Genomic DNA, 24,181 nt, shown 5'->3' with positions numbered 1-24,181 from the left:
TTTCGACACCTTTATCAAAACGGGTAACTTTCTCTTTTTCAAGATCAATGTCCGATCAGATCTGAACTAATACAAATAAGTTAAGTAAATTCACGGATTCTAATTGCATTGCAATTATTCCTAGCAAGGATCAAAGCCAAGCTGATGTTTCAGAAATTTTCTTTATAAAACTTTATTAAGAATCAATATGGCTTTCAAATGAGGGAGGCTTGCGAGTGGAGAAACCACAAGACTTGATTGATCAAGTCTCAGATATGATAAGCGCTGCATGACAATATGTTTTCTATGACTTATGCCATATCGGGCGTATGTAAAAAATACAACGTAGAACTGCCAATTAATGCCAGTCAGTTAAGGATTTAAAAGTTAAAAATAAGGTCGATAAGACGTAAATTTAGCTCAATTTAAATTCAAACATAAGGAAATTTTGGTTAAAAAATAACCTGAAATTCCTTAACTGATCAGCATTACCTCCTTCGGGCGGTTTTTTATTAGGAAAGAAACAGTGATAAACTTACGAAAATTAATGAGTTTTATAGCAATCTACAAAAAATCAAAAAAAATATTTTTTTGCAATTTGTAGACTGTTGAGCTACAAATACAGCCAATTGAGTACAACTCTATACAACCATTAAATTTATTAAGTGGTTGAAAATACAAGTGAATACAACTAAATGCAACCTATTCCAATCCACCACAAACTAAGTGGATTCTATTTTTTCTATAACACTATTATAGGATTACATAAATTAATATAATAAGTAAAAACAATAACTTAAAATCAAAAAATGTTCGATAAAATAGATGAAAATTCTCGTTGTATACGATTTGTATACTTTCTAAAAAACTTATCTAATTACCTTTTTCTTAGTGAACATTAATTCTATGAGCCAAAAAATTAATAAGCAATATGTCGATGAATTGGAGTTCGTTGAAAAAGGCCAGAAAATTTTTCGAGACTCAGAACTTACAGGCTTTGGTGTACGAGTAACACCTAATAGCAAAACTTTTGTAGTTGATAAAAAGCATAACAATAAACTGTATAGGGTAGTGCTGGGCACAACAGATACTATTTCTGTAGCTGGGGCTAGAAAAAAGGCTCAGCTAATTTTGGCACAAATTTATAGTGGCCAATATGTCTCTAAAAAAGGGAGTACAAACCAAAATGATTTCAATCCGCTAAATCTCACTGTGGGTGACGCTCTTAATATTTACCTTAATAGAAATACATTTAAGCCCAAAACAGTTAGGCAATATAACAAATACATTGATCTTTACTTAGTCGGTTGGCGCAATCGTAAAATTTTTGAAATTACCAAAGATGAACTACTGAATAAGTTTTTAGACGCAACCGAAGTAAGCCCATCCAGTGCAAATGGGGCAGTTTCTCTCGTTGGAACTTTATGGAGGTACATGCACGTACTGTATTCAACAGACGACAAGCCAATCCTTAAGTCAAATCCTGTTGATGTTATCTCTGTCACTATTGGGTGGAATAAGATCGCACCAAGAGAGCGCTATCTAAATAAAGATGTAATCTTTAAATATTACCAGGCGGTACTCCACTATTTTAATGAGTTAAATTTAGAGAGCACTGCCAGAAGTAATACACACCGAGATATTATTTTATTTGTGATGTATACCGGATGCCGTCGTGTAGAAGCATGTAGTTTGAGTTGGGATAGGGTGGATCTAGAAAATGGTACCGTCGCATTTAATGACACCAAAAATGGTAAACGTCATTTACTCCCGATTGGCGATCATCTTATCTCAATACTTAAAGCGCGCTATCTTCTTAAAGAAAATGACTGGGTATTTCCAGCGACAAAGTTACCCACATCATGGAATGTGCATGCAACAACTATAGATCGTACATTAAAAGAAATAGGTGATCAGGTTGGCTTTTATGTTTCGACCCATGATTTCCGCAGAACCTTTGCCACTCTGTGCAATCTATTAAAGTTCAATATTTATGTGACCAAAAGACTGCTGAATCATACCGTCAAACCAAGGGTCGATGTTACTGGCGGTTATGGATCGCTTGAAAGAAATTGGTTTTGATTTTGAAAATGACCTTTTAGTAGCGGTTGGGGATTTAGTGGATCGTGGTACCCAAAACATGGAGTGCATCAGTCTATTGTCTAAGCCGTGGTTTACGTCAGTCCGAGGTAATCATGAGGATTTGTGCATTTGGGGGCGATGTGACTATCCATCTGAATGTTGTCATAGGGCTAATGGTGGTGAGTGGTTCTACGAATTAAGTGTTCAAGATCAATATCAAATTGCCAAGAAATTCTCTGCACTACCAATTACCCTTGAGGTGAATCACGAGGGCAAAAAATACGGCTTTGTGCACGGGCATATTGAACAGAACAGTTGGGAGCAATTTAAAGAAACCCTCGCCAATCCTTTTGCTAAAAAAATAGATGGTAGAAGTCCTGCTGATTTGGCGATGTGGGGTCGCGATCGATTAGACGAAGATAAAAACCAATATACCCATGTTTTTGGTGTGCATGCGGTAATCATGGGGCATACAGTCACCCAGAAACCATGTAAGCGTGACAACTGTTATTGGATTGATACCGGTGCAGTTCATTGGGGCACGATGACGATTTTAGACTTGAGCAAGATTTAAGGGGTTGGGATGAAAGCTGTAAATGCAGAGTGGATTCAAATAGAAGACAACCCACCAGATGAAAAAGTTATGTGTTTGTGCAAGGACGGGAAGATACGTTTTGGTATTCCCATTTGTGGTGATGGGTATTTCTATGTTGAGAGTCGCAGTGGTGGGAATAAGGTCGAATTTTGGCAAGCAATACCGAACTTAACAAGTATTCAAAAAGCGTATTGGGATAAAGATTAAGGGGTTGGACATGAATGCAATAGCGAAAATTGAAGTGATGGATTGGTCTAAGTTCACCGCGGAAGAATGGTTTAAGCAATACGGTGCATATATTCAAACTTGCAGAATGAAGTCTGGCAATGCACCAGACACATTAGGTATCAATCAGATCTACTGGCTTATTTGTGAAAACAATAAAGGGGTGGCTCCACGTAAGAATCAACTCATATGCAACATAACCGACTTTGAGGCAAATGAAGTTCGAAAAATGATTATTGATCTAAAGTATTCACCACGTATCTGTGACTCAGCCAAAGTAGCAGTTAATCTTTTTATTGAGAAGAATGTGCGCGGGATGTCGCTCAGACAAATGGCAAATGAATTTAAGCTGGGCAAGACCTCATTAGATAGTATGATTTTTGCGGGGAAGTATTTTTTAAATGGTCACGATAAACGATTAAGAATCAATTGACTGTCCAGACAGGATATGGCATATTTCTGTTATAGTGGACGAAGTTATAGTAATTCACTAAGTTTAAAAGCTCGCCAGATGGTGGGCTTTTTTATTGCCTAATTATCATCTATATAAATGAATTTATATTTTTGCATAACTGAAATTTATTTGAGTTTTCTTACAACATGTTTAGACTTAATCCTATTGTTGATTTTGTCAACAATATCCCAGAAGTCAGCGCAAATGATAACGGGGTGGCTCATTTGGAAACAGGTGGGCCTTTTTATTGTCTGAAATTCTAATCATGCTTTTAATATTTTGATAAATTTCATGTTATTTTCATTTTTATTTGATGTGTTTTGCCAATGTGTATTGGTTGGATGATATACAAAATAGTGTTCAGAAATTAGCTGTAGTTTTTAACGCCTTCTTTGGGATCCCTTCATTTCACTCACATAACATCAATGGTGTGAGCTTTTTGTATGGAGAAAGCACGATGTTTCGATTTCTAAAATGTTTATTTGGTCTTCATGGTGCTACTGAAGTCGACTACACAATTGATAATGAAGAAATCAAGGTGTGTCGAGATTGCTTGAAAGAGGTTAAATAATTCTGGCACTTGATTATGTGATTTTTATTGTTTGTTAAAATCTTGTCACTTATTGCCATTTTTTGTTGATTCTTTCATGATAGTTTTAATAAAAACAATGAGAGAAATAAAAAATGCATCCAAAGTTTGAGACATTCATCTTAAGACAAGTCTACGAGTTTATAAAAGAAAAAGGTGAGGAAGAAAAATTAGATCAATTATCGCTAATTCTTAATTATTTTTCTGAACTTCATATTGGAGCTAAAGATAGTTTTAGCTTTGAAAAGCCGTATAAAATTAAGGGTAACTTTGGTGATGTCCACTGTATTAGAATTGCTTCTGCTCCAGATTTCCATAGGAAGGACTTATTTATAGCGTGGGTTGAAAGCATGCTAATACAGTTAAAAAACAAACGCTCTTAAGTGATTTAAAATTAAAAATCTGGGGGCATATCATGATAAGTGATAAATTTAAATTTTTATTAATTGCTTTTTTGGCTAGTTTCTTCGCCGCTTCTATATATATCTATCATGAGAAGAAAAAGCAAAGACGTGATGAAATTAACCGAATTATTCAGGAGGCTAGAGTGGATCTAAAGACTTACTCATAACTCTCTCATTAGTTAGTGTGCTTATTCACTGGCAATCAAAGTAGGGGGTGGCTATGGATCACAGCTTCAAGTCATGTACGGCGCTCCAGTTTTTTAATAAAGCATTGCTGAGTTTTTATATCGTACCAAGTGAAATAGTAGAGTAATGTTAAAATCATCACAAAATTTACTTATTTGGTGATATACATTTAATCAAGTGTTGGTATTCTCCACAAATATCAGTGCTGCACTTTATAGCCTGCACTTTCCCCAAGGTGCAGGTTTTTTTATTCTAAAAATAGGTGGATTAGGTTGAATTTAGATAAAAATATTATTTATTTTCCTGCAGTTAATTTAAATTCTGGTTATTGTAAATTTGTGTAACTATGTATAAGATGGCCTCCGGAAACTGGCTGTAGTTTCTGATGCCCTTTTTTGGGTCCTTCATTTCGCTCACACAACATCCATGGTGTGAGCTTTTTTTTGCATGGGGAAAAGCGATGTTTCAGCTTTTAAAATGTTTATTTGGTTTACACGGGGCTATAGAAATTACAGATGGCAAAATTGAATGCCTCAATTGCTTAAAAGAAGTTGAATGATTCGTAGTGGGCGAACCTTAACTATTAATTTCATTAAGCAAGACGAGAAAATTACTATGGGTGAATGGTTGGATGATGCTTCTGAAGAAGATGTATTGACGGAGCAATTAGAGAATCAAGAACTTCAAGATATTGATGCTATAGAGGTGCGGCAAGTTCGCCATGTTATTGATGATTGTTCTGTTTGTCACATCGGTTTTTTGACTGCACAGAATGAGTCGGATACCTCTTTGTATAAAGACTGTCAAAACTGCAATGTATCAGATGAGTTGATTGAAGGGGTTGCAATGACTGAAATTTTAAAAGAAATTGAAGATGATATTTGGGGTACTGAAAGTAGCCATTTATTTTAGCCGAACGTATTACGGCACACAAAAACCCCTCGCATTCTAGATGTTGAGGGGTTTTTCTTTTCTATTCCTTATTAAAAAAATGTTGTGTATAATTACACAATGAACAGCAAAGACATTATTAAGCGTTTAGAGCAGGAAGGCTGGTACAAGGTTGGCGGTAAGGGTGACCATGAAAAGTACAAGCATCCAGATAAATCTGGGCATGTGGTTGTTCCTCACCCACGTAAAGATATGCCTATAGGTACTCTGCGCAATATATATAAACAAGCTGGTTGGGAATGGAGGTAAATATGTTATATCCAGTATATGTTCATAGAGATGAAGATACTGCATACGGTTTAACTTTCCCTGACTTTGAGGGATGTTTTAGCGCTGCAGATGAAATGCAAGACATTCAGCGCATGGCACAGGAGGCGGTTGAAGTTCACTTTGATGGTGAAGATATCCCGTTACCTCCGCCATCAAGCCCAGAACAATGGTTGGGGGATGAAAGGTTTGAAGGTGGTTTTTGGTTATTAATTGATATTGATACAACAAAGGTAAATACAAAGTCTATTCGTATTAATATCAGCATGCCAGAAGCCTTAGTGAAGCGTATTGATGCAGTAGCCAAAAAGCAGCATTTAAGCCGTTCGGCATTTTTAGCTAAAAGTGCTGAAATAGCACTACATCAGTAAAAATAAACAATTCTATATACCCAGCCAGAGTGCTGGGTTTTTTATTGGTGGTGGGTATGGGTTATATCGTATTAGGTTTGGTGTCGTTCTTATTTGGATACGGGTTGTGCTTTAAGTGGTTTAAGAAAGATATTGTTGAAGGTAAGCCAATCGCGTTTAACGAAGGCGTGTATGTAGCATCCAAAAAGAAGATTGAGCCATGACAGACAAAGTACAAGCGAAACAAGACTTAGAATTTTGCAGTGCTGAGCTGTCGAAGTATCAGAATTTGAGTCGAGTGGGCTTAAGACATAGCGAACTAGTCGCAATTGATAACGTGATGATTCGGCTTAAAAAGCGTATTAAGAATTTGCGTGAAGCTTTAGTGGTATTTTTTTGATTTAAACGACACTATTTGACGCTCATTCGCAATTCAGATACTTGACAAATCATTACCAACATTTATTGACAGTGAAGTCGTAAGTGAATATAGTTGTGGATAACCCTAGTGTCATTTGATAGTTAGGGTATTTTTGTCTTTTAGGGAGTGTGAATATGAAATTTGTATGCTTATCTGAAGGCTGGGATGACTAGATCTAGTAACATTGAAAAACTTTTAAAAACATTAATAGGTTTAGTAATCCTGCTTCTTATTGGAGTGGGATTTTTATTGTATCCGTATTTTTACAACTATTTCAAAGTTGCCAAATGGGGTGTCTCAGATTGGTTTTTATTTATCCAAACATTGGTATTTCTTTCTTCAGCAGTAATCGCTTATAGGACGATCAGTAGTTCTAAAATGGTTTCACGTGAAAGGGCTACATTGGATACAATTTTGGCAGATAATAAAGATAGCCATTTATCTGAAGCTAAATCGGATTTGTATTCATTCATTAATGACTATGATAAATACTACAAAAAACTTAAAGACGAAGTTAGTAGTCGTAAAACATTGACTCAAATTTGCGAAGTTGATGATATTGAACTCACCACTAATGAGCTCCAGTTAAAACACAAAATGATGATTGTTTTGAATCGACATGAGTTTTATGCCATTGGGATTAATAATAAGCTTTTTGATGAAAATCTCTTTAAGCGCATGCATTGTTCAAATTTTTTAAAATTATGGGAAAAAGTTAGCCCGGCTGTAACTCAGTTTAGATCTAAGGTGGGTAAAGATACTCTTTTCAAAGAGTTTGAATGTTTGGCTATAAGATGGAAAGCCAACCCCCTGCGGTCAGAAGATATCAAATAACCTCCTCTGGGAGGTTTTTTAATGGGTGAAATATGGAACTTGCTGCATACAAAACCCTAACCAAAAAGATTCCTCCAAAAAAGAAACCACGCTCCAAGCCATTACCCAAAGCCAGTGAAAAATACTTAGAAGCATTCGACCGACTCAAAGAAATATTAGACCGGATGGAAATAAAATATGAAGAATATTTCCACTTTAAAAGCACCAAACATTGGCGTTTTGACCTTCACCTCATCGAATATCGAGTGCTAATTGAAATAGCAACAGGTCCTTGGTCAGGCGGTCGTAAAGGCAAACTTGCTACAAAGGCTTGGAGTGTGGATCGATATGACCATGCTGAAGAAATGGGATATCGATTTCACAGATTTGAATTGGCAGATATCAATATGGGGCGTGCAACGGCCTGGCTCAGACAATTAAAGGCATCACATGGAACAGATCAGACCATTCCCACCGACTGAACTTATAGATCAGGCCGAGGAAGAAGACGCTATACGTCTTGCACCAGCTCCCGATCTAAAGGCCTGGGTGAAAGATAATTATTTGACTATTGGTGGACAACTTCATAACCCAGACCATGATCATATTGCAGAGCTGATTCACGACAATGAAGAGTTCTTGGCATTTGCATGGGCTTCATCTGCGGCTATGGCTAAAAAGCGTATGGTACTCGGTCAATGTGAAAAAGTGATGTTTAACCAAGGTGGGTGGAAGAAAGCCCGTCAAGAGCAACAGATGCGGGACTGGTTTGGTTTTGTGCCTCAATATCTCATCACCATTGATGCAATGTATTGTGAGCAAGCTTCGGATCGTGACTTCTGTCGTTTGATTGAACATGAGCTTTATCACATTGGGGTAAGGGCGGTTTTTTATTGAGGAAAATAAAATGCGTGTATCAAGCATTGATGGCGTCATGTCGACTGAAGTTAAAGAGGGTGTTGAGTTACCCAAATTCATTCGGACACTAACCATTGAGACAGCAGAAGAAGAGCAGCAGGTACGTTTATTTTTAACAGGTGGCTTGAAGTTTGATGAGAGTGGTTGTCGTGCATTAGGTCGTGATTTTGGCTCAAATGCTTTAAGTCAAAGTTCAGATATGTCTAATGGCAGTTATGCTTTGGGTGTGGTACTTGATAGTAATCAGGCCAGCCACTTAGATGGTAAGTTAAAGATTATTGAAGCCTTAACTTTGGCTTTGAATTATGGTGACAATATCGGCAGTATCAACCGAGATTTGTTGTCATTGAAGCTGAAATCCGTGATTGATGACCTTTAGATAATTGTAAACAAAGACCACCTATATAAGGTGGTTTTTTTATGGAGCATGAAAATGCCACAAACAAATCAAGAGCAGCCTAAAAAGGATGATCAGTTTTGTTTTCAGCTTGGGCAGGTATCTGTAGATAGTGCTCAGGAAGGAAATAAGAAGCGAACATTTTCAGGCATTGCTTATAGCGGTGAAGCAATCACAGATCACTGGTATTGGGACAAGGTGGTGTTTGATCTTGACTCAATCCAAATCAAAGGCCGCATTCCTGCGTTACTTGAGCATCGTACGAGTCAACGAGCCGGAGCAATCAACTCTCATTCAGTAAGTCATGCCGAAGGGCTAAAAATTGAAGGGAATTTACTTTCCAATGAGTTTGGAACTCAAGTGGCTCAAGACTCTGATGATGACTTTCCATGGCAGATGTCGGTGCGGATCTATCCAACAACAGTGGAAGAAGTCAAAGAGGGTTCAGTCATTGTGAATGGGCGAACCTTTCAAGCACCTATTGCCGTATTCCGTGGTGGCCGTATCCGTGAAGTGTCCTTTTGTGCATTGGGCGCAGATGACAATACAAACGCTGTAGCAGCAAGTCACTCACCTAAAAACTTTAATCAACCAGAGGACACAGACGTGACCGAATTAGAAAAAGCCCAGGCCGCATTAAAGCAGGCTGAAACTGACCGTGATGCTGCTCAAGCAGAGCTTAAAAAGTTCAAAGCGGATAAGCGTGAAGATGATATCAAAACACTTGAAACAGCAATGAATAAACAGTTCAGCGCTGAAGAAAAGAAATCCTACACCGATATGGATGACGCTGCTTTTGCATTTATGTCTCAACAGTTAATGCAATTCTCTGCAGGTAATCAGCCACCAGTTGGTCAGCAGCAACAAAACAATACGGTACCACCGCAATTTGCACACTTGTTTAGCCATCAAGCCACAGGTGGTCAGGGTGATCAACAAGGGCAAGGCAATCAGCAGGGTACAGCCCTAGACCAGGCTTTCAGTAAGTTCGCAGCCTCTCAGGAGCAAAAATAATGGGAACCATTACTCAAACAATCACCACCACACAGCTTGTAGTGGGTGATGGCGTTCGTACAGAAAACGCCAAAGTAAAAACGGCTACCGCATATAAGCGCGGTGATTTGCTGAAGGTGGGGGCAGATAATATCGCTGACCATCCCGAAATTGCGCTTGAAGTCGTGGGTGATTGGAATGCGATAGCGATTTCTGACTTTACTGCAGAGCAGGCAACTTACCATGCAGCCAATGGCCTGGAAATGCCAATTTACGTACAAGGTGCATTTGATATTGCTGTTGTGACTGTGAATGGCACGCCATTAACGGAAGCTCAATATGACGCAGTACGTGCCCAAGCCTTAATCAACAAAATCGAACTTCGTAAAGTCGTGGGGAAATAATACATGAGTCAGTCGTTTACTTTTCAAAATGCACCAGTTGAACTACTGGATGTACCTCAGTTGGTACTATTAACGGATACCACTCAAAAGGTGGATACATGGTTGATGGATCGTTTCTTCCCTCAGCGTGTGTCGTACACTAAAACAGAAGTACCTGTAGGTGAGTTAAATACCGCAACTCCGCTTGCGCCATTTGTTACACCGACAACTGCGGGCCGTCAAATTAAGGTTGGTGAATCTGGCAACGTGAAATTTGTTAAACCGGCTTATTTAAAGCCGATGATGACGGTCATGCCAAGTGATGTGCAAAACACCGCGCTGATTACTCAACTGCGTAAATTTGGTGTCATTGCAACAGGCTCAAACCGTTTAAGCGATGCAGATCTTCTATTGATTGATCAGGCTCAAAAGGCTTTATACCTGCGCCAGTCCATTGAAAATCGAAAGTTGCTGATCGCTCGTGATGTATTGCTCTATGGTAAGACAACATTCGCTTCTGCTGACTTCCCAATGTACCAAGTCGATTACGAACGTAATGCAGCCTGTACTTTTGCACCATTAATCAAATGGGGGCAAGTGGGCGCGACACCTGTAAAAGATATCCAAACCATGATTGATCTATCTGTAGAACATTCAGGTACGTCTCCAAACATGGCACTGACCACATCGAAGGTCTACAACACACTAATCAAAGATCCTGAGTTCAAGGAGAAGTTCATTGCGCCTTATGCAGGCATTAGTGTTCCTCTTACCCCAACGTTTGATCAAATCGATAAGCCACAATTCCGTGGTACGGTCGACAATATTGAAATTTGGACTTATGACGTTCAGCACAGCATTGGTGGTGGTACACCAGAGCGTTTTATTCCTGAAGACTTCTTTGGCTTAATCTCTGATGCCAATGGCTGGATTGCACATTGCGCGATTCAAAACGTGGAAGCATTTGGCCAGGCTCTTGAGTTCTATTTGAGCCAATGGCAAGAAAAGAACCCTTCAAGCATTCAAATGCTTGCTGAATCGTCTCCACTGGCGATTCCGAACAATAAGAATGGCCTGGTAGGTGGTCGCGGGTTCGTATAAGGAAAATTATTATGACGAAGTACATTGCAAAGCAGTCGCTTGGGCATTTCCGTCCAGGCCAAGAAATCACAGGGCTTGAAGCTAAACAACTTCAGGCCCTTTTAGCATCTGGGGCGATTGAAGAATATCAAGAGCCTTCAGCGCCTGAGGCTGATAACACGGCTGCTAAATTAGCCAGTCTTGCAGCCGAGGTGGCAGAGCTTAAAGCGAATGGCTGAGGCGTCTGGTAATGCACAAGTTATAGCTGCCGCTAATGCAAAAGCAGCCTACTTAGGCCTTGAAGTTCAACTCGATGCCACTGGCAAAGCCACAGTTTCTAAACTTGGCGAGATTCAGCAAGCTGCAATTGCAACTCAGCGCACTATGAGTCAGGTTTCTAGAGCTGAAACGCCAAGTAACCCAACAGGGACCTCAGACGGTCTTGCTGGCCAAGACTTCTGGGAAGAATTCAAAGCTGAACGCGCCAAGATCAATGAGGCTACCAAAGCGCGGATGAGTAGTGCTAGAAACGGCACTACATCTCGACCTATTGGGCTGTCAAGCATTGCTGATTCTATCCCAATTGCACCGCAATCTGACATTGCTAGCATGGCGCCAATGATTGCGAGTAATTTTGATATTCAAGGAATTGAGGCTATGCAACCCACTGAAAAGAAAGTGCTTGAGCTGGTGTCTGGTGGTAAGTCTGCAAATTTAGAAGGAACGCCAGAAGCCGTGGATGCCGTGGATCAAATGCTTAGTCAACTTGAAATGCTGAAACGAGGAATGTAATGAAGTTGATACGAAAAGCCACATCAGAAACCGTCCCACTAGAGGACGGTTTTTTATGGTCGGATGAATTTGATTGGAAGCCGCTTGAGCAAAAGCAGGAGCGTGCCATTAATGGCGCTCTGATTATTCAAGAGGGAAAAAAACTCACCGGCCGCCCAATTACTCTGGTCTCTCCAGTTCAAGGGATGGGCTGGATTAAGCGCAGCTCTCTGCAAAAAATTCTGGAGTGGTCATCCATTCAAGAACAATTCACGTTGCGATTTGAATGGCCACATGATCAGCGCCAATTTAATGTGATTTTTAATCATGAAGCTGGAGCAATTGAGGCTAAACCAACTAAAGAGCATCCGACAGTATCAGAGGATGATTATTACGTTGTCACTATGCGATTCACCGAGGTAAGCGATGGCGATTGAAACCAATAACTTAAAACTGCTCGAATCTGAGCGTATTCGAACAGATGCGGAAGATGGCGGCGGTAAATATTCGGGCCGTGAAATTATCGACGGCCAGAGCAACAACCTGTTCAATGACATTTCTGAGATGGATCGCACGACAGGCCGCACATCGATCCAAAAGATTTATGCTGCAGTGAATACCGCAGATACAGATGCTCTGATGGGTGCGACTGTTTTTATCTCAGAAAATCCCAAAGATCCGAATGTGTCCGCCGTATTATTTAGTACAAATAGCTGGACAGATGAGCGCTCAAGTGCGCAGAACCGCATTGAAAACTATTTAGCTAAAGGTGCGCAGCTGACAGGCACACCACTGGATACGCATTGGCAAGGCATGAAGTCACTGCAAGTAGCCATGTTTCCGCAGGAGGCTGAAAGTGCGATTGGTGCATCCATTGTGCTGATTTCGGATGAAGGCAAGCCTTTAGAAGTTGAGCAGTATCTTCGCATTACTGAAGTCTCCACACGTACTGCAATTTTAATGATTGACGGCAAACAGGTTGAATATAAAATTGCGACCTATGGCCTGAGTGATGCATTAAAAGCTGATTTTGTGGGCTTATCCGCAAGGCAGTGGTACAACGGTGAAAAAAGCCAAACCATTATCCGCGACACTATTGTTGCTGATACTGGTAAATACTATGCCAGTGCGAATTTGAAAGAAACTGCTCAGGTCGGCGATTATTCTGTCGTTGCGGATGGTGTTTACACGCAGCTGGTACCATCTGCGCAGACTGAAACGCCAATGGTGAATATCAATGCTGCAGGTGATTCTGCGGCGTTGGTCAAAACAGCCAGTGGCGTATTAAGCAAGACGTTTTCAAATATTACAGTCAATACAGTGCAAGGCCTATATATCGGCTCATCTGTGATGCCTAAATCGGTTGAATTTACCTTGTTTGGTTCAGCTATTACTGACGTTGGTGGTGAGCTCAAGAATAGTGCCGGCACTTCAATTGGTACGATCAATTACCAAAATGGCGCAATTGCTTGGAATGCCAATGCGGGAACTGGCATAACAAATCTAACAGTCACGTTTATGCCTGCTGCTGCAGTAACTGCTCCGGTTGAGTCCATGCTGATTTATGTGAATCAGGAAAATAATGGATTTAACTGGATTAAGAACTTAGTCCCGCTGCCATCACCTGGCAGTTTGCAGTTTTCATATTTGGTGCAAAACCAAGTCTACACACTGCGCGACAATGGTGCGGGCCAGCTGCGTGGTTCTGATTCTTCATTCGGGTCTGGCAGCATTGATTATGAAACGGGCACCATGGCGGTTACCGTTGGTGAGTTAGCGGACGTTGGCAGCGCAATATTGCTGACGTGGAGCAATATGATCACAGCTCAGGAGCGTTCAGAATTAGCAATCAACAAGGTCTATGTTGAAATTCCTGTAAATGATTCGATTGTAGCTGGCACACTGACTGTGGATTGGTTATTAAATGGAGTTACTAAGACCGCAACAGACAATGGCCAAGGGCAATTCACTGGGGATGCAACAGGTACCATTGATTATGCAGATGGTGTGGCCAAGCTTATGCCGACTTTGCTGCCAAATGGCGGTACGACATTTAATGTGTCCGGGCAGAAAGGCCCTAAGTCGGCAGTTCAATTAAGTGCAGTACCGTCAGGTGGATCAATTACGGTTGAGTTAGACAACGGTTCTGCACCACTGGTGCCTAAGTCTGTGAAAATCCGTGTGCCAGTGCGCTATATGAGCCATTCGGGTGAGGTTGAACTGCGTGATATGCCGATTGATGCAACAACTGGCCGCATGATCAATCGGTCTGGCCAGCAACAGGGTTCGATTAATTACGCCACGCGAACCATAAGCGTGACGCCAAGCACTACACTTCAATCTATTGAGCGTGAAAAAATCGTGCAGCCGTATTTTGGTAAATATAATTCATCCTCTGAAGCGGTTTCTGCTGGCATGTTAGGGATGACAATTAATTATCAAAACGTCAAAGCTACCCATACATTAACTTTGAATGAAGTTGCGAGTGCGGTCACAGTGAGTGTCTCTTATCGTGATGAGTCTGCTGCGCAAAGCTGGAACGACACCGTAATTGGATCTGTGCTTAAAACCGACTTAACAGAAGGTTTTGCTGAGCAGATTCTTGCAGGCTCTATTCGACTTACATTAGCTGATTCAATCTATGTGGATAAGATAGGCTCTCTCTATCGAAACCCATCTGTAACCACTGGCGCTGGTACGCTTGCGGGACAGATCCAATATGGCAACGGCAATATTGAGATTTCATCATGGGATGTGGGTGGTGCAAACAATCCCGCTTTAGAGTCGCTTGCAACACAGCTGGAGAGTGTTAAAACCAACCAAGTATCATACCGCGCACCGATGATTCCAATTCGCGCTCAGTCACTGACTTTATCTGCAGTAAAAGTGGAGGGCGGTGTGCTGAATATTGTGCCAGATGGTTCGGGTACGATTGATACCACTGACTGCGATGGCTTCTTTAACTTTGATCAGGGTTATGGCCAGTTTGTGTTCCGTGAAAAAGTGATTATCACTGAAGCAAACCGCGCGGAAATTATGGCGCAGGATTGGTATGTGGCTGAGCTTGAGTATGCAAAAGATGGAAAGCAGTGGATTCACAAGCCAATCATGGTGTTGCCAGAAACCATTAAATACAGTGCGGTCGGATTCAGCTACATTCCGATTGATGCCGATCTGCTTGGTTTATCTGCAGTGCGTTTGCCTATTGATGGCCGTGTACCGATTTTCCGCAGCGGTGAAATCGGCATTGTCAGCGCAAGCAAATCGCAGGAACTGCCAGATTATATTGCTGGCCAAACCTATGCTTTGGCTGATCAGCGTATTTCATGGTGTGAACTTGAAGATGCGGATGGAATCAAAATTCCTTTTGATATGTATACTGTTGATTACGATTATGGTCGAGTCACCTTAAACGGTGATTTTGCGCTAGGTAATCTGACTGGACCACTGACTGCAAAGTATCGCTATCAGGATATGGGCCTTGTCCGCGATGTTAAAATCAATGGTCAAGTGACTTTTACCAAGCCACTGACACACAACTATGAACCAGCCAACACCATTGTTGGATCTGCACTTGTGATTGGTGATATGAAATCACGTTACACACGTTTATTTGTTCAACCAACATGGAATTCTGTGTGGTCAGATGAAGCGACTGGTGGCGCAATTTCAGCAAACTATAATGATGCTTTATATCCGATTGAAGTGAGCAACAAAGGCTCAATTCAAGAGCGCTGGGCTATGGTGTTTACGGATGCAACAACGTTTAAGTGTGTTGGTGAATATACTGGTGAATTGGCACAGCGCGGCACTACTACAGCTGATTATGCCCCCCTAAACCCAATCACCAATGCACCATACTTCAAAATCAAAAAAGAAGGCTGGGGCAGCGGCTGGGCGAATGGCAACACCTTGCGCTTCAATTCTATTGGTGCCAATTATCCAATCTGGGTGATTCGCACCGTAAAACAGTCTGAGCCTACTGTACTGTTAGACTCATTCCAAATCATGCTGCGTGGTGATATTGACCGGGTTGCTTAAACTTCAACTTTAATGACCGCTTCGGCGGTCTTTTTTATGGGCTTTCAAATATGGCAACAGACGTAGATGTTCAATTTTTTAGCCACTTGAATGGCTTAGTTTTGGATAATAAATGGGGCGATATGATTCGCCTTTTAGATGCCTGCTTGGTGAATGGGGTTGAGCTGCCAGGTGTTACTTCGGCAGCAATTGATGAGCAAGGAGATGTGCATTTAACATTATTTGCGCCGCACCAAGCGATGCTGCTGCAGGTCGTTGAGCTTACTGGCTTTGAGCCATCACCTTTAAATCAAAAGTATCGAATTAAAGGTGTGCCAAGTGACACGCAGTTAATCCTAAAACCAGCAAACACCATTGCTGAGACTGCAATTACAACTAAAGGCGTTGGCAAATTAGCATCACTGGGTTATGACATTATTTTTCGTGATGATAAAGATGTGAAGCGTGTATATCGTGCAAAAAATCCGACCGCGCAGCACCCATTTATTCGTGTAGATGAAACTATTTCCGATGGTGTGAACTCATATAATTCCAGTTATGCCAAATATGCAATGGTCGGCTTGCTTGAGCATATGGATCATATTGATGATTATCAGAATCCTGATGTTTTACAGCTTCCTTTTGATCCCACCAATCCGTCTAAGAATTGGAAAATTTCAGGAGCTGGCGGCGATTGCGTTCGAGGCTGGAGCAAATGGTATTGGGCTCATGAGAGTTTGAGTGGCGCAAGTAGCGCAGTCGTAGAGGCTAAAAGTCCACAAAATGGTAATCGTTCATTTATCTTATGTGGTGATCAAGATGCTTTCTATTTACAACGACCGCATACATTAAATACATCGTATATGTACGTAAGCGGGCTTGGGTTATTTGACTCATCTTTGAAATCTGATGTCGTTCCCAATTGGTTCTTAATGTCATTTTTAAGAGAAAGAACGGCGGGAGTGAATGAGGGATTTCGTGAGTATACAGGAGCGACTCCACTGATTGCAGGCAACGTCCCAGCGCAGTTTTTCACAACAGATTATAATGAGTTTAAAAGAATATCTGAGCACACCGTTTGCAATCCTATCCTTCAAAATTTTAGTACAGGAATTTCAAACACTTTTGCTGGTACAGCAATCCCAGCTTTAACTATTCCAATTTATGATAAAGATCTGAAGTTACGTGGTGCTTTAAAGCACATTAATTTTTTAGCAAAGGATCTGAGAGCAGGTTCAGCGACAATAACTCCAGCCATTGCTGAAAATAGTATGTATGTCTACTTACCCTGTGACACGGGATTTGCAGTTTTTTATATGGGGGAGCTAGAGTGAAGCCTGTTAAATTTTCCGTCAAAAAAACTTCTAATAACCACTCATATTTAAAATTGGATCAAAAAACAGTTATTGCAAAAATACAGGGTGAAGTTAAGAAATTGAAATTTAAGTATGCCGATGCATTGATTGTTTTATATAGCAAAGAGAGTTTAAATCCACTTGCCGTGAGAAAGCCGGATGCATATGGTCGGTATCAATTCACAGGCCTTAACGCTAATTTAAAAACATTCGTTGTTGCATTCGATAGTAGTCATCAATTCAATGCTGTTATTCAAGATAATGTGGTGCCTAAATGATTACACCATCTCTTAAAGCTGGACTCGCACAACTGCGTGCGCTGGCTGATTTTATTGATCAAGGAAGCGGAAATGCTTCCTTTGTTTATTATGACTCTGCAAAACCTGAAAGCGTATTAATCCCTGCAGATGACACCACCAAACTGGCAACACTCACATTGCCAAAACCTTGTTTTAGTCGACTTAACGAAGACAGCATTGAACTCAAACCAACCAATGATGTTTTAGCGCTTAAAACAGGTGCCGTGGTCTGGGTGAGGCTGTTTAATGCCAATGGTGATGCAGTGGCCGATTTCGCAATGGGCGCAGACATTATTTTAAATAGTTATGACATCGTGATGGGTGCTACACAGCGCCTAGATTCTATAATTTTAAAACCAGTGATTTAGGTGTGATATGAGCGACAATTACGAACACAAGAAACCGTATTCGCTCACAGCATCTTATCTTGATATTGTTGAGCCAAGCCCGTTAACAGCACCATTTGATCTGCATGCTGTTTATGATCTGGATCTGGTTGCCAATTACGTTAGAGCAGCGATTAATACTGGCTTTATTGCGCAAATCTCAGGCTCAAATCTGCAGCCGGTTGATAACAGCGGTTATCTTAATGCATACATAAATTGCGGGTTTATTTCAATTTCAGCTGGTCTGCAGGATATTAATCACCAGCTTGGTGTTGAGCTAAAATTGAGCGCAGTCTTTAAGGGGGCCGTAGCTCAGATTAGTGTCACGCAAATACCGTGGTCTAAACCCATTTTAAGAGTCTCGAATGAGGCTCTTTTTTTTGACCAGGGTTTGGTGATGAGCGTAGGTCAAGAAATTGGATTTGATCGAGCGCTTACTTTGTCTGAATCCATTCATTCGGCATTTGATCGGGGCTTAAAACTCAGTCGAAAGCAAGGGGTGCGCTGGCAAGAAAATCTAAAAATTCGCATTGAACGTGATTTGTATTTTGATGAATCGATCAAGCTTCGATTGAACCGTGAATTTGCTCATCAAGAAATGATCCGTAAGCGCCGAAATATTACGTGTTCACATCAGGTCGCGCATGTTTTTGAAAAGCGTTTTGGCTTTGATTGGGATAAGGGCTTAGAACTGATCACGAAGGATGATATTGCGTGGGATAAAGCCAAAGCGATTCATTATCGCAAGCATCGAATTCAGCCGTGGCCAGAACCTGAGATTCCCAAATATGAAGGTACGGGCGATCTTAACTTTGTGTGTCTTTGTCATGAAGTTGATTCGCACAATGTTGAGCTGAACTTTGGTGCAGATGACTGCATTCCAGCCATTCAAAATAAAAACTGGTGGTACATATTGAATAGTTTGTCTATGACACGCCTGGATAATGGCGTAGAAATAAATGTGCTGGATGGAAATTACAGCACAGACCGCAGTCGATGGTGTTGGTCTTATAGCTTGACTGTACCAACAAGCGAATTGCCAAAACTTGAACCGATTAATGGTCAGCCTGTGATTCTAAAAATCATGGTGAATAGCAATGAACACCAAATGCTTCTTGAAAACCGCAGTCGCTCACGCAAGTTTGCACAAGATGTTTATGTGCTCACTGGACGAAGCCAAACTGCATTGCTTTCAGAGCCTTATGCTCCTGTACGTTCATTTTTACAAGAGAATGAGCGAACGTCAGTGCAGTTGTGCCAGGCTGAATTGGATCGTGTTTTTAGCACTACGCAATTGAATTGGCAACTGATTGATGAACTGGGCTGGGTCGTTGCCAATAACAGTTTGAGCTATAGCAATTTAGCACCGATTTCAGTGGTTAAAATGATTGCCGAGAGTGGCGGCGGGTTTGTGTACAGCGAAAAAAATAGCAATACACTGACCGTTAAACCGCTTTATAAAAAGACCTTTTGGGATTCACTGACCATTGATGAATATGATCGGTTAATTCCTGAGAGTATTGTCACAACACAGTCTACTGACTACGAGTTATATCCAGACTACAACGGCATCACACTCACAAACGACCGCAGCGGAAAGATTGCTCGAGTCAAACGAACTGGTACAAGCGCAGATACGCTATTGCCTGCTGAAAATAATCCGCTGTTTAACCACACCAGCATTGGCGCTTTCGGTAAAGCAAAATTAGCAAAAGCCGGAATGGTTGAAACCCACACATTTACGATACCGATCTCACATGAAGTTGGTGAATGCGTGCCTGGGGAAATATTGGCATTTAATGCCGAATGGTGGGGTGTTGTAGACAGCGTTAGTGTTTCGTTTAGCCATGCGGTAGTCAATCAAACTATCAAAGTGGAGCGTGTGAACCATGAGTAATGCACTGCAACGATTAATTGGACTGCTACCCAAAGCGCCTGAATTTATTGGAACGATCACCAGCGAAGATCACCCCAATTACAAAGTTTTGGTGGTTGATGGTTCGGGCCTTGTGATGTGTACCAGCACAACACGTTATAACTTAGGTGCCACTGTATTTATCAGTGATGCGGAGATAAAGCGCTTGGCTACAAGCGGTGATGTGATTCAAATTGAGGTGTAAAAAATGGCAGGAGTAAGACTTGAGTTTGCGCAATTTGGTCATTTTGATTATTTCAATATTTATAGAAATTCAGTTTCAACCGCTATAGAAAATTTAGGGCAGCCGATTGGCGTATCATCAACAATGTATTATGAGGACTTAACTGTTGAGCCAAATCGAGATTATTACTATCGAGCTGGAGTGATTAGAGACTCAGTTGAGAATTTTAGTGAAGAATTTCATGTGAAAACACTTGTTGAGTTCGATCCGCCATACGATTTGGTGGTTGAATTTAAGAGTGATGAAACCAATAGACTCGAATTAAATTGGAAATTAGATGGGTTTGTTGATGAGCAACGATACTATTGCTCTGAAACACCGATTGATACTGAAAATTTGCCTGCGCCCAAGGCAGTGCTTGCAAATGACGTTCGATCTTATGTTGATGCTGCTGTTGATGTTGGTAAAACATATTATATTCGCGTTGGCGCTGTGAAAAATGGAATTGAAAAAATAAGTAGTGAGATTTTTGCTGGAGGCGATATTTATTTTGATAACGTGACGCTATTAATTGATGCAGATGGTGGATATTTAAACTTAATTAATAACACAGCTATAGCAAATAATTCAAATACAGTAGTCACAAAAGAAGTGGCAAATGTGTTGCCAAAATTCTCATCCGATTCGTTCTTATATGTAAATCGACGAGCGATTACAGCCAATTTTGTTTCGAGTCTCGGTAGTATCTTCACAATTGAAGTTGTTGGCTTTCCAAACTTTAGCAACACTCTCAACTGGGCTAACTGGTTATCAGTTGGTGACACATATTGTGTCAGAAATAATAATTTAAGTCAGTTAACGTTTGGTAGAACAGGAAAGACTCCAACATTTGATAGTGGCGCTAAAGCTGTAACAGCACGCGAAAGCATTCATGTTTGTATTATGTCCGATGGCGTTAATATATGCACTTTTATTAATGGTGTGCTTGTACGTACTTATGCATACTCAGCAATGACAGCCTCTAGTTTAATTTTCAACGGTGATTTTAGTTCGTACATTGAAGCTGTTAGGGTTACAAATTCAATTACTAGATACAGTATGAGTGGGTTCACCCCTCCAGTCGAAAAATTTCCAACACAATAGCACCGAAAGGTGCTTTTTTATTGCCAAAAATAGGGGGCGACATGTCTGAAACGGCGGGACAAGCAATTACTGAGGCAAGCGCAGCAGTTACTTCAATATCAGCAAAAACAGCAGTCGGGGGATCAATAGCTAGCTTGTCTGGGAAATTTTTAGGTTTAGATCCAGTAACGGCACTGGGTTTGGTTATCGCAATTGCAGGTCTGTTGGTTAGCTTTATGAGCTTTTTAATCAATTGGCACTACAAGCGACAAGAGAACAAACGTGCAGATGAGCTGCATCAAATTGCTTTAAAAAAAGCCAACGGGGAATGCAATGTCGAATAAAAGAAAATACTTTGTAATCGGCTCATCACTAGTCTTAGCGATGGGTGTGGGCAATGAGGCACACAAATTCATTACTGGTCCAAGTGATGAGCAAGTGCAGGCCACAGCGCAAAAAGAAGGCTATACCGCAAAGCCGGTTGTTCCAGTGAAAGGGGATGTTCCAACGATTGGCCATGGCACAACGGTTTACCCAAATGGCGTTAAAGTCCAAATGACTGATCCGGCGATTGATCGAAAACAAGCATTTAAATATCTCAAGCTACACATGGATAAGGATGCACAGCGATTTAATAAAACAATCCTGAATATCCCAATTTCACAACTTGAATATGACCTGTACTTAGATTTTACATATCAGTACGGTACCAAGGCGTGGTCAGGATCCTCAATGCTTCGTAATCTAAAGCAGAGAAAATATAAAGCTGCTTGTGATTCATTGCTGAAATGGAAATACGTAGCAAAGCGCGATTGCTCAATTCGATCCAATAACTGCTACGGCGTTTGGACTCGGCAAGTTGAGCGCCATCAAAAATGTATGGGAGTGCAGTAGTGCCAATACTTACAGTCTTGTGGAAATATAAAACATGGGTCGCAATAGCGGCTTTTTTTATTTTATATGTAGGGCAAATTGCATACACAGATCACTTATCGAAAAAGCTTCGTGTGGCTGGTGAGCAATGCACAGCCAAAATTCAGGATATTGAGCAAAAGCACCTCAAGGCTTTGACTGAAAAACAAAATGAAATTAATCAGGTGAGTGCAGATTATGAAGCAACAAAGTCAGAACAGCGTGTACAAGTCGAAACAGTTACACGTGAAGTGCAAAAAATCATTGATCGTCCTGTTTATCTCAACCATTGCTTTGATGATGATGGCCTGCAGCAACTCAACTCACTTATCGCCAGTGGTACCAGCGAACCTCCTTGAGCCATGCGCTGATTTACAGCAGTTGGAGTCCGGGCAGGGTAAAGTTGCTTTAGTCTGGTCCGTGAATACGGTTGCTAAATATAATGACTGTAAGGCACGACATGGCGCGATTGTAAAAGCCCTTAAGTGAGTAATGCTAATCAGTTAAGGAAATTTATGTTATTTCATAACCTGGATTTCCTTATCTTTAGATTTAAATTAAGCTAAATTTACATCTTATTGACCTTGCTTTTTAACTTTTAAATCCTTAACTGACAGGCATTACCGCCTTCGGGGCGGTTTTTTACTACTATATGATAATTTTATAGATTAAAAATAAATTATTGTTTTATAAATAAAATAATAAATAAATATGATATTTTGGTAAAAGTATACAAATTTTGAAATAATTTAATTAAAATAAATTTGTATACCGATTTGTATACTTAGCATCTCCTAACCCAGCCTCTTATATGCAAAAGCATACAACTCTGAAAATTTTATAACCTATTGTAAATACTAAGGAATACAGCTTAATGCTAAGCTTTCCAATCCAACATAAACTAAGTGGATTCTACTTTTTCTACTATTCCATAGTGGGTACATTTATGCCTTATTGGAGTTTGTATTTAGAAGATCAAGGCTTTAATTATCAAGAAATAGGTTTGTTGTCTTCGATCGCGATTTTGACACGATTTTTTGCCCCCTTTATATGGGGATGGATTGCAGATAAATCCGGTAAACGCATGTTATTGGTGAGAATTGCAACATGGATGGAAGCATGTATTTGGTTTTTAATTTTTGTGATTCCAAATAACTTTCAATCCATTGCTTTACTCATGCTAATTTTTAGTTTTTTTCAAAATGCAATCTTGGCGCAGTTTGAAGGAGTGACATTATTTTGGTTGGCAGATCGGCGTGCAGAACTTTATGGAAAAGTGAGAAAATGGGGCTCAATTGGCTTTATTGTTGGCGTTTTTAGCATTGGGGCATTACTTGAAATTATTCCAGTTTCTATGTTACCTATCATGCTGTTATGTATTGCATTTTTAGCTTTTCTCTGGTCATTTACGATTAAAGAACCAAGTAGCGCACCGTCATCACAAAAAAAGCTTGAACCTTTATGGCCTATCCTCAAACGACCAGTTGTCGCGAGCTTTTTTATTATTGAATTTTTCCTACTTTTTTCCCATGCTCCATTTTATAGTTTTTACAGTAATTTTCTGAAACAGGCTGAATTTAGTACAACCCAAATTGGGTTTCTTTGGGCTGTGGGGGTGATTGCTGAAATTATTATGTTTGCTTATGCCAATATTTTTTTAACCCGTTTTTCATGGCGAACACTCGTAAGTTGGTGTTTAATTTTGACGGGTTTGCGGTGGTGCATCGTTGGTTTATTCCCAACAATGTTCTTTGTTCAGTTTACTGCCCAAACTATACATGCATTTAGTTTTGGATTATTCCACATGATTGCAATGCGGATTATTTTTCAAAATTTTAGCATGAGACAACAAGGTCGAGGGCAGGCTTTATATAGCACGATGTGGGGACTGGGTGTTGCTAGTGGCAGTATTTTGGCTGGGCAATATTGGGACCAACTGTCAGGTGCAGTGATTTTTATTATTGCTGGTTTAGCTATATTACCCGCATTATTATTTATATTTGGCTTACCAAAAGTTATTCAACAAAATTAAATAAAAACAGAAAATATCACTGGGCGAATTTAAACATGAGGTGCGACAGATTTAAAAGCCTGATGATAATCAACTAATTGAGTAAATTTCTCTAGCGG

28 protein-coding genes and 3 pseudogenes are annotated in these 24,181 nt (G+C 40.4%); all 31 read left to right on the top strand.

All coding sequences use genetic code 11. The annotated features are described in order from the left end of the window. Positions 1-885 precede the first annotated feature (885 nt). The 31 genes and pseudogenes from ACN6OV_RS00685 (at position 886) to ACN6OV_RS00535 (ending at position 24,083) form a co-directional block, all read left to right on the top strand. Positions 886-2,061 carry a tyrosine-type recombinase/integrase gene (locus tag ACN6OV_RS00685; protein ID WP_427948782.1) on the top strand — a complete coding sequence of 392 codons (1,176 nt, stop codon included), beginning with the start codon at positions 886-888 and terminating at the stop codon, positions 2,059-2,061. Beyond that, positions 2,030-2,635, top strand: a pseudogene (locus ACN6OV_RS00680) (metallophosphoesterase); the annotation flags it as partial. The gene ACN6OV_RS00685 and the pseudogene ACN6OV_RS00680, both read left to right, overlap by 32 nt. A gap of 9 nt (positions 2,636-2,644) precedes the next feature. Next, on the top strand, positions 2,645-2,863 hold the full coding sequence (locus ACN6OV_RS00675) for a hypothetical protein (protein WP_427948780.1): 219 nt from the start codon (positions 2,645-2,647) through the stop codon (positions 2,861-2,863). 10 nt (positions 2,864-2,873) lie between these two features. Then, on the top strand, positions 2,874-3,314 hold the full coding sequence (locus tag ACN6OV_RS00670) for a hypothetical protein (protein ID WP_427948778.1): 441 nt from the start codon (positions 2,874-2,876) through the stop codon (positions 3,312-3,314). 705 nt (positions 3,315-4,019) lie between these two features. Continuing rightward, on the top strand, positions 4,020-4,307 hold the full coding sequence (locus ACN6OV_RS00665) for a hypothetical protein (RefSeq protein WP_427948776.1): 288 nt from the start codon (positions 4,020-4,022) through the stop codon (positions 4,305-4,307). Positions 4,308-5,069: 762 nt separating this feature from the next. After that, a complete protein-coding gene (locus ACN6OV_RS00660; protein WP_427948775.1) occupies positions 5,070-5,426 on the top strand; it encodes a hypothetical protein in 357 nt (118 codons plus the stop codon). A 99-nt stretch (positions 5,427-5,525) separates the two neighbouring features. Beyond that, positions 5,526-5,714 carry a type II toxin-antitoxin system HicA family toxin gene (locus ACN6OV_RS00655; RefSeq protein WP_427948773.1) on the top strand — a complete coding sequence of 63 codons (189 nt, stop codon included), beginning with the start codon at positions 5,526-5,528 and terminating at the stop codon, positions 5,712-5,714. Between the two features lie 2 nt (positions 5,715-5,716). Further along, positions 5,717-6,103 carry a type II toxin-antitoxin system HicB family antitoxin gene (locus ACN6OV_RS00650; protein ID WP_427948771.1) on the top strand — a complete coding sequence of 129 codons (387 nt, stop codon included), beginning with the start codon at positions 5,717-5,719 and terminating at the stop codon, positions 6,101-6,103. Between the two features lie 56 nt (positions 6,104-6,159). Then, entirely contained in the window at positions 6,160-6,306 is a 147-nt protein-coding gene (locus tag ACN6OV_RS00645; protein ID WP_427948769.1) for a hypothetical protein, read from the top strand. Continuing rightward, complete coding sequence (locus ACN6OV_RS00640) at positions 6,303-6,482, top strand: hypothetical protein (protein WP_427948768.1); 180 nt, start codon at positions 6,303-6,305, stop codon at positions 6,480-6,482. The genes ACN6OV_RS00645 and ACN6OV_RS00640 overlap by 4 nt, the downstream gene beginning before the upstream one ends. 186 nt (positions 6,483-6,668) lie before the next feature. Then, on the top strand, positions 6,669-7,337 hold the full coding sequence (locus tag ACN6OV_RS00635; protein ID WP_427948767.1) for a DUF4760 domain-containing protein: 669 nt from the start codon (positions 6,669-6,671) through the stop codon (positions 7,335-7,337). A 32-nt stretch (positions 7,338-7,369) separates the two neighbouring features. Beyond that, complete coding sequence (locus ACN6OV_RS00630; RefSeq protein ID WP_427948765.1) at positions 7,370-7,798, top strand: hypothetical protein; 429 nt, start codon at positions 7,370-7,372, stop codon at positions 7,796-7,798. Next, positions 7,767-8,195, top strand: a pseudogene (locus ACN6OV_RS00625) (putative metallopeptidase); the annotation flags it as partial. The gene ACN6OV_RS00630 and the pseudogene ACN6OV_RS00625, both read left to right, overlap by 32 nt. Positions 8,196-8,223: 28 nt before the next feature. Beyond that, on the top strand, positions 8,224-8,613 hold the full coding sequence (locus ACN6OV_RS00620) for a hypothetical protein (RefSeq protein ID WP_427948763.1): 390 nt from the start codon (positions 8,224-8,226) through the stop codon (positions 8,611-8,613). Between the two features lie 54 nt (positions 8,614-8,667). Continuing rightward, entirely contained in the window at positions 8,668-9,645 is a 978-nt protein-coding gene (locus ACN6OV_RS00615) for a hypothetical protein (RefSeq protein ID WP_427948762.1), read from the top strand. After that, positions 9,645-10,028 carry a hypothetical protein gene (locus tag ACN6OV_RS00610; RefSeq protein WP_427948760.1) on the top strand — a complete coding sequence of 128 codons (384 nt, stop codon included), beginning with the start codon at positions 9,645-9,647 and terminating at the stop codon, positions 10,026-10,028. The genes ACN6OV_RS00615 and ACN6OV_RS00610 overlap by 1 nt, the downstream gene beginning before the upstream one ends. Positions 10,029-10,031: 3 nt before the next feature. After that, positions 10,032-11,108, top strand: coding sequence for a major capsid protein (locus ACN6OV_RS00605; RefSeq protein WP_427948758.1), 1,077 nt, complete (start codon positions 10,032-10,034; stop codon positions 11,106-11,108). 11 nt (positions 11,109-11,119) lie between these two features. Beyond that, positions 11,120-11,317 (top strand): annotated as a pseudogene (locus tag ACN6OV_RS00600) (hypothetical protein); the annotation flags it as partial. 1 nt (position 11,318) lies between these two features. Then, complete coding sequence (locus ACN6OV_RS00595) at positions 11,319-11,879, top strand: hypothetical protein (RefSeq protein WP_427948756.1); 561 nt, start codon at positions 11,319-11,321, stop codon at positions 11,877-11,879. Continuing rightward, positions 11,879-12,295 (top strand): hypothetical protein, encoded by a 417-nt coding sequence (locus ACN6OV_RS00590; RefSeq protein ID WP_180005178.1) that lies wholly within the window; start codon positions 11,879-11,881, stop codon positions 12,293-12,295. The genes ACN6OV_RS00595 and ACN6OV_RS00590 overlap by 1 nt, the downstream gene beginning before the upstream one ends. Beyond that, the gene (locus tag ACN6OV_RS00585) at positions 12,285-15,899 is read left to right on the top strand and encodes a hypothetical protein (RefSeq protein WP_427948754.1); all 3,615 of its coding nucleotides are present in this window, start codon (positions 12,285-12,287) and stop codon (positions 15,897-15,899) included. Before ACN6OV_RS00590 ends, ACN6OV_RS00585 begins: the two co-directional genes overlap by 11 nt. Before the next feature lie 50 nt (positions 15,900-15,949). Next, positions 15,950-17,212 carry a hypothetical protein gene (locus ACN6OV_RS00580; RefSeq protein WP_427948753.1) on the top strand — a complete coding sequence of 421 codons (1,263 nt, stop codon included), beginning with the start codon at positions 15,950-15,952 and terminating at the stop codon, positions 17,210-17,212. Continuing rightward, positions 17,209-17,511: a hypothetical protein gene (locus tag ACN6OV_RS00575; protein WP_427948751.1), complete on the top strand. Its 303-nt coding sequence runs from the start codon at positions 17,209-17,211 to the stop codon at positions 17,509-17,511. Before ACN6OV_RS00580 ends, ACN6OV_RS00575 begins: the two co-directional genes overlap by 4 nt. Further along, the gene (locus ACN6OV_RS00570; RefSeq protein ID WP_427948750.1) at positions 17,508-17,900 is read left to right on the top strand and encodes a hypothetical protein; all 393 of its coding nucleotides are present in this window, start codon (positions 17,508-17,510) and stop codon (positions 17,898-17,900) included. Before ACN6OV_RS00575 ends, ACN6OV_RS00570 begins: the two co-directional genes overlap by 4 nt. Positions 17,901-17,907: 7 nt before the next feature. After that, positions 17,908-19,815 carry a hypothetical protein gene (locus ACN6OV_RS00565; protein WP_427948749.1) on the top strand — a complete coding sequence of 636 codons (1,908 nt, stop codon included), beginning with the start codon at positions 17,908-17,910 and terminating at the stop codon, positions 19,813-19,815. Beyond that, the gene (locus tag ACN6OV_RS00560) at positions 19,808-20,038 is read left to right on the top strand and encodes a hypothetical protein (protein ID WP_121523982.1); all 231 of its coding nucleotides are present in this window, start codon (positions 19,808-19,810) and stop codon (positions 20,036-20,038) included. The genes ACN6OV_RS00565 and ACN6OV_RS00560 overlap by 8 nt, the downstream gene beginning before the upstream one ends. A gap of 3 nt (positions 20,039-20,041) precedes the next feature. Then, a complete protein-coding gene (locus tag ACN6OV_RS00555) occupies positions 20,042-21,160 on the top strand; it encodes a hypothetical protein (RefSeq protein WP_427948747.1) in 1,119 nt (372 codons plus the stop codon). A gap of 41 nt (positions 21,161-21,201) precedes the next feature. Next, the gene (locus tag ACN6OV_RS00550; protein WP_427948745.1) at positions 21,202-21,483 is read left to right on the top strand and encodes a holin; all 282 of its coding nucleotides are present in this window, start codon (positions 21,202-21,204) and stop codon (positions 21,481-21,483) included. After that, the gene (locus ACN6OV_RS00545) at positions 21,473-22,033 is read left to right on the top strand and encodes a glycoside hydrolase family protein (protein WP_427948743.1); all 561 of its coding nucleotides are present in this window, start codon (positions 21,473-21,475) and stop codon (positions 22,031-22,033) included. The genes ACN6OV_RS00550 and ACN6OV_RS00545 overlap by 11 nt, the downstream gene beginning before the upstream one ends. After that, positions 22,015-22,410, top strand: a complete 396-nt coding sequence (locus tag ACN6OV_RS00540) for a hypothetical protein (RefSeq protein ID WP_427948741.1) — start codon at positions 22,015-22,017, stop codon at positions 22,408-22,410. The genes ACN6OV_RS00545 and ACN6OV_RS00540 overlap by 19 nt, the downstream gene beginning before the upstream one ends. 515 nt (positions 22,411-22,925) lie before the next feature. Further along, positions 22,926-24,083: an MFS transporter gene (locus ACN6OV_RS00535; protein ID WP_427948739.1), complete on the top strand. Its 1,158-nt coding sequence runs from the start codon at positions 22,926-22,928 to the stop codon at positions 24,081-24,083. Positions 24,084-24,181: the final 98 nt, after the last annotated feature.

Source organism: Acinetobacter sp. (assembly GCF_050285345.1).
GTDB lineage: Bacteria > Pseudomonadota > Gammaproteobacteria > Pseudomonadales > Moraxellaceae > Acinetobacter.
This window is presented reverse-complemented; position numbering and strand designations above follow the sequence as displayed.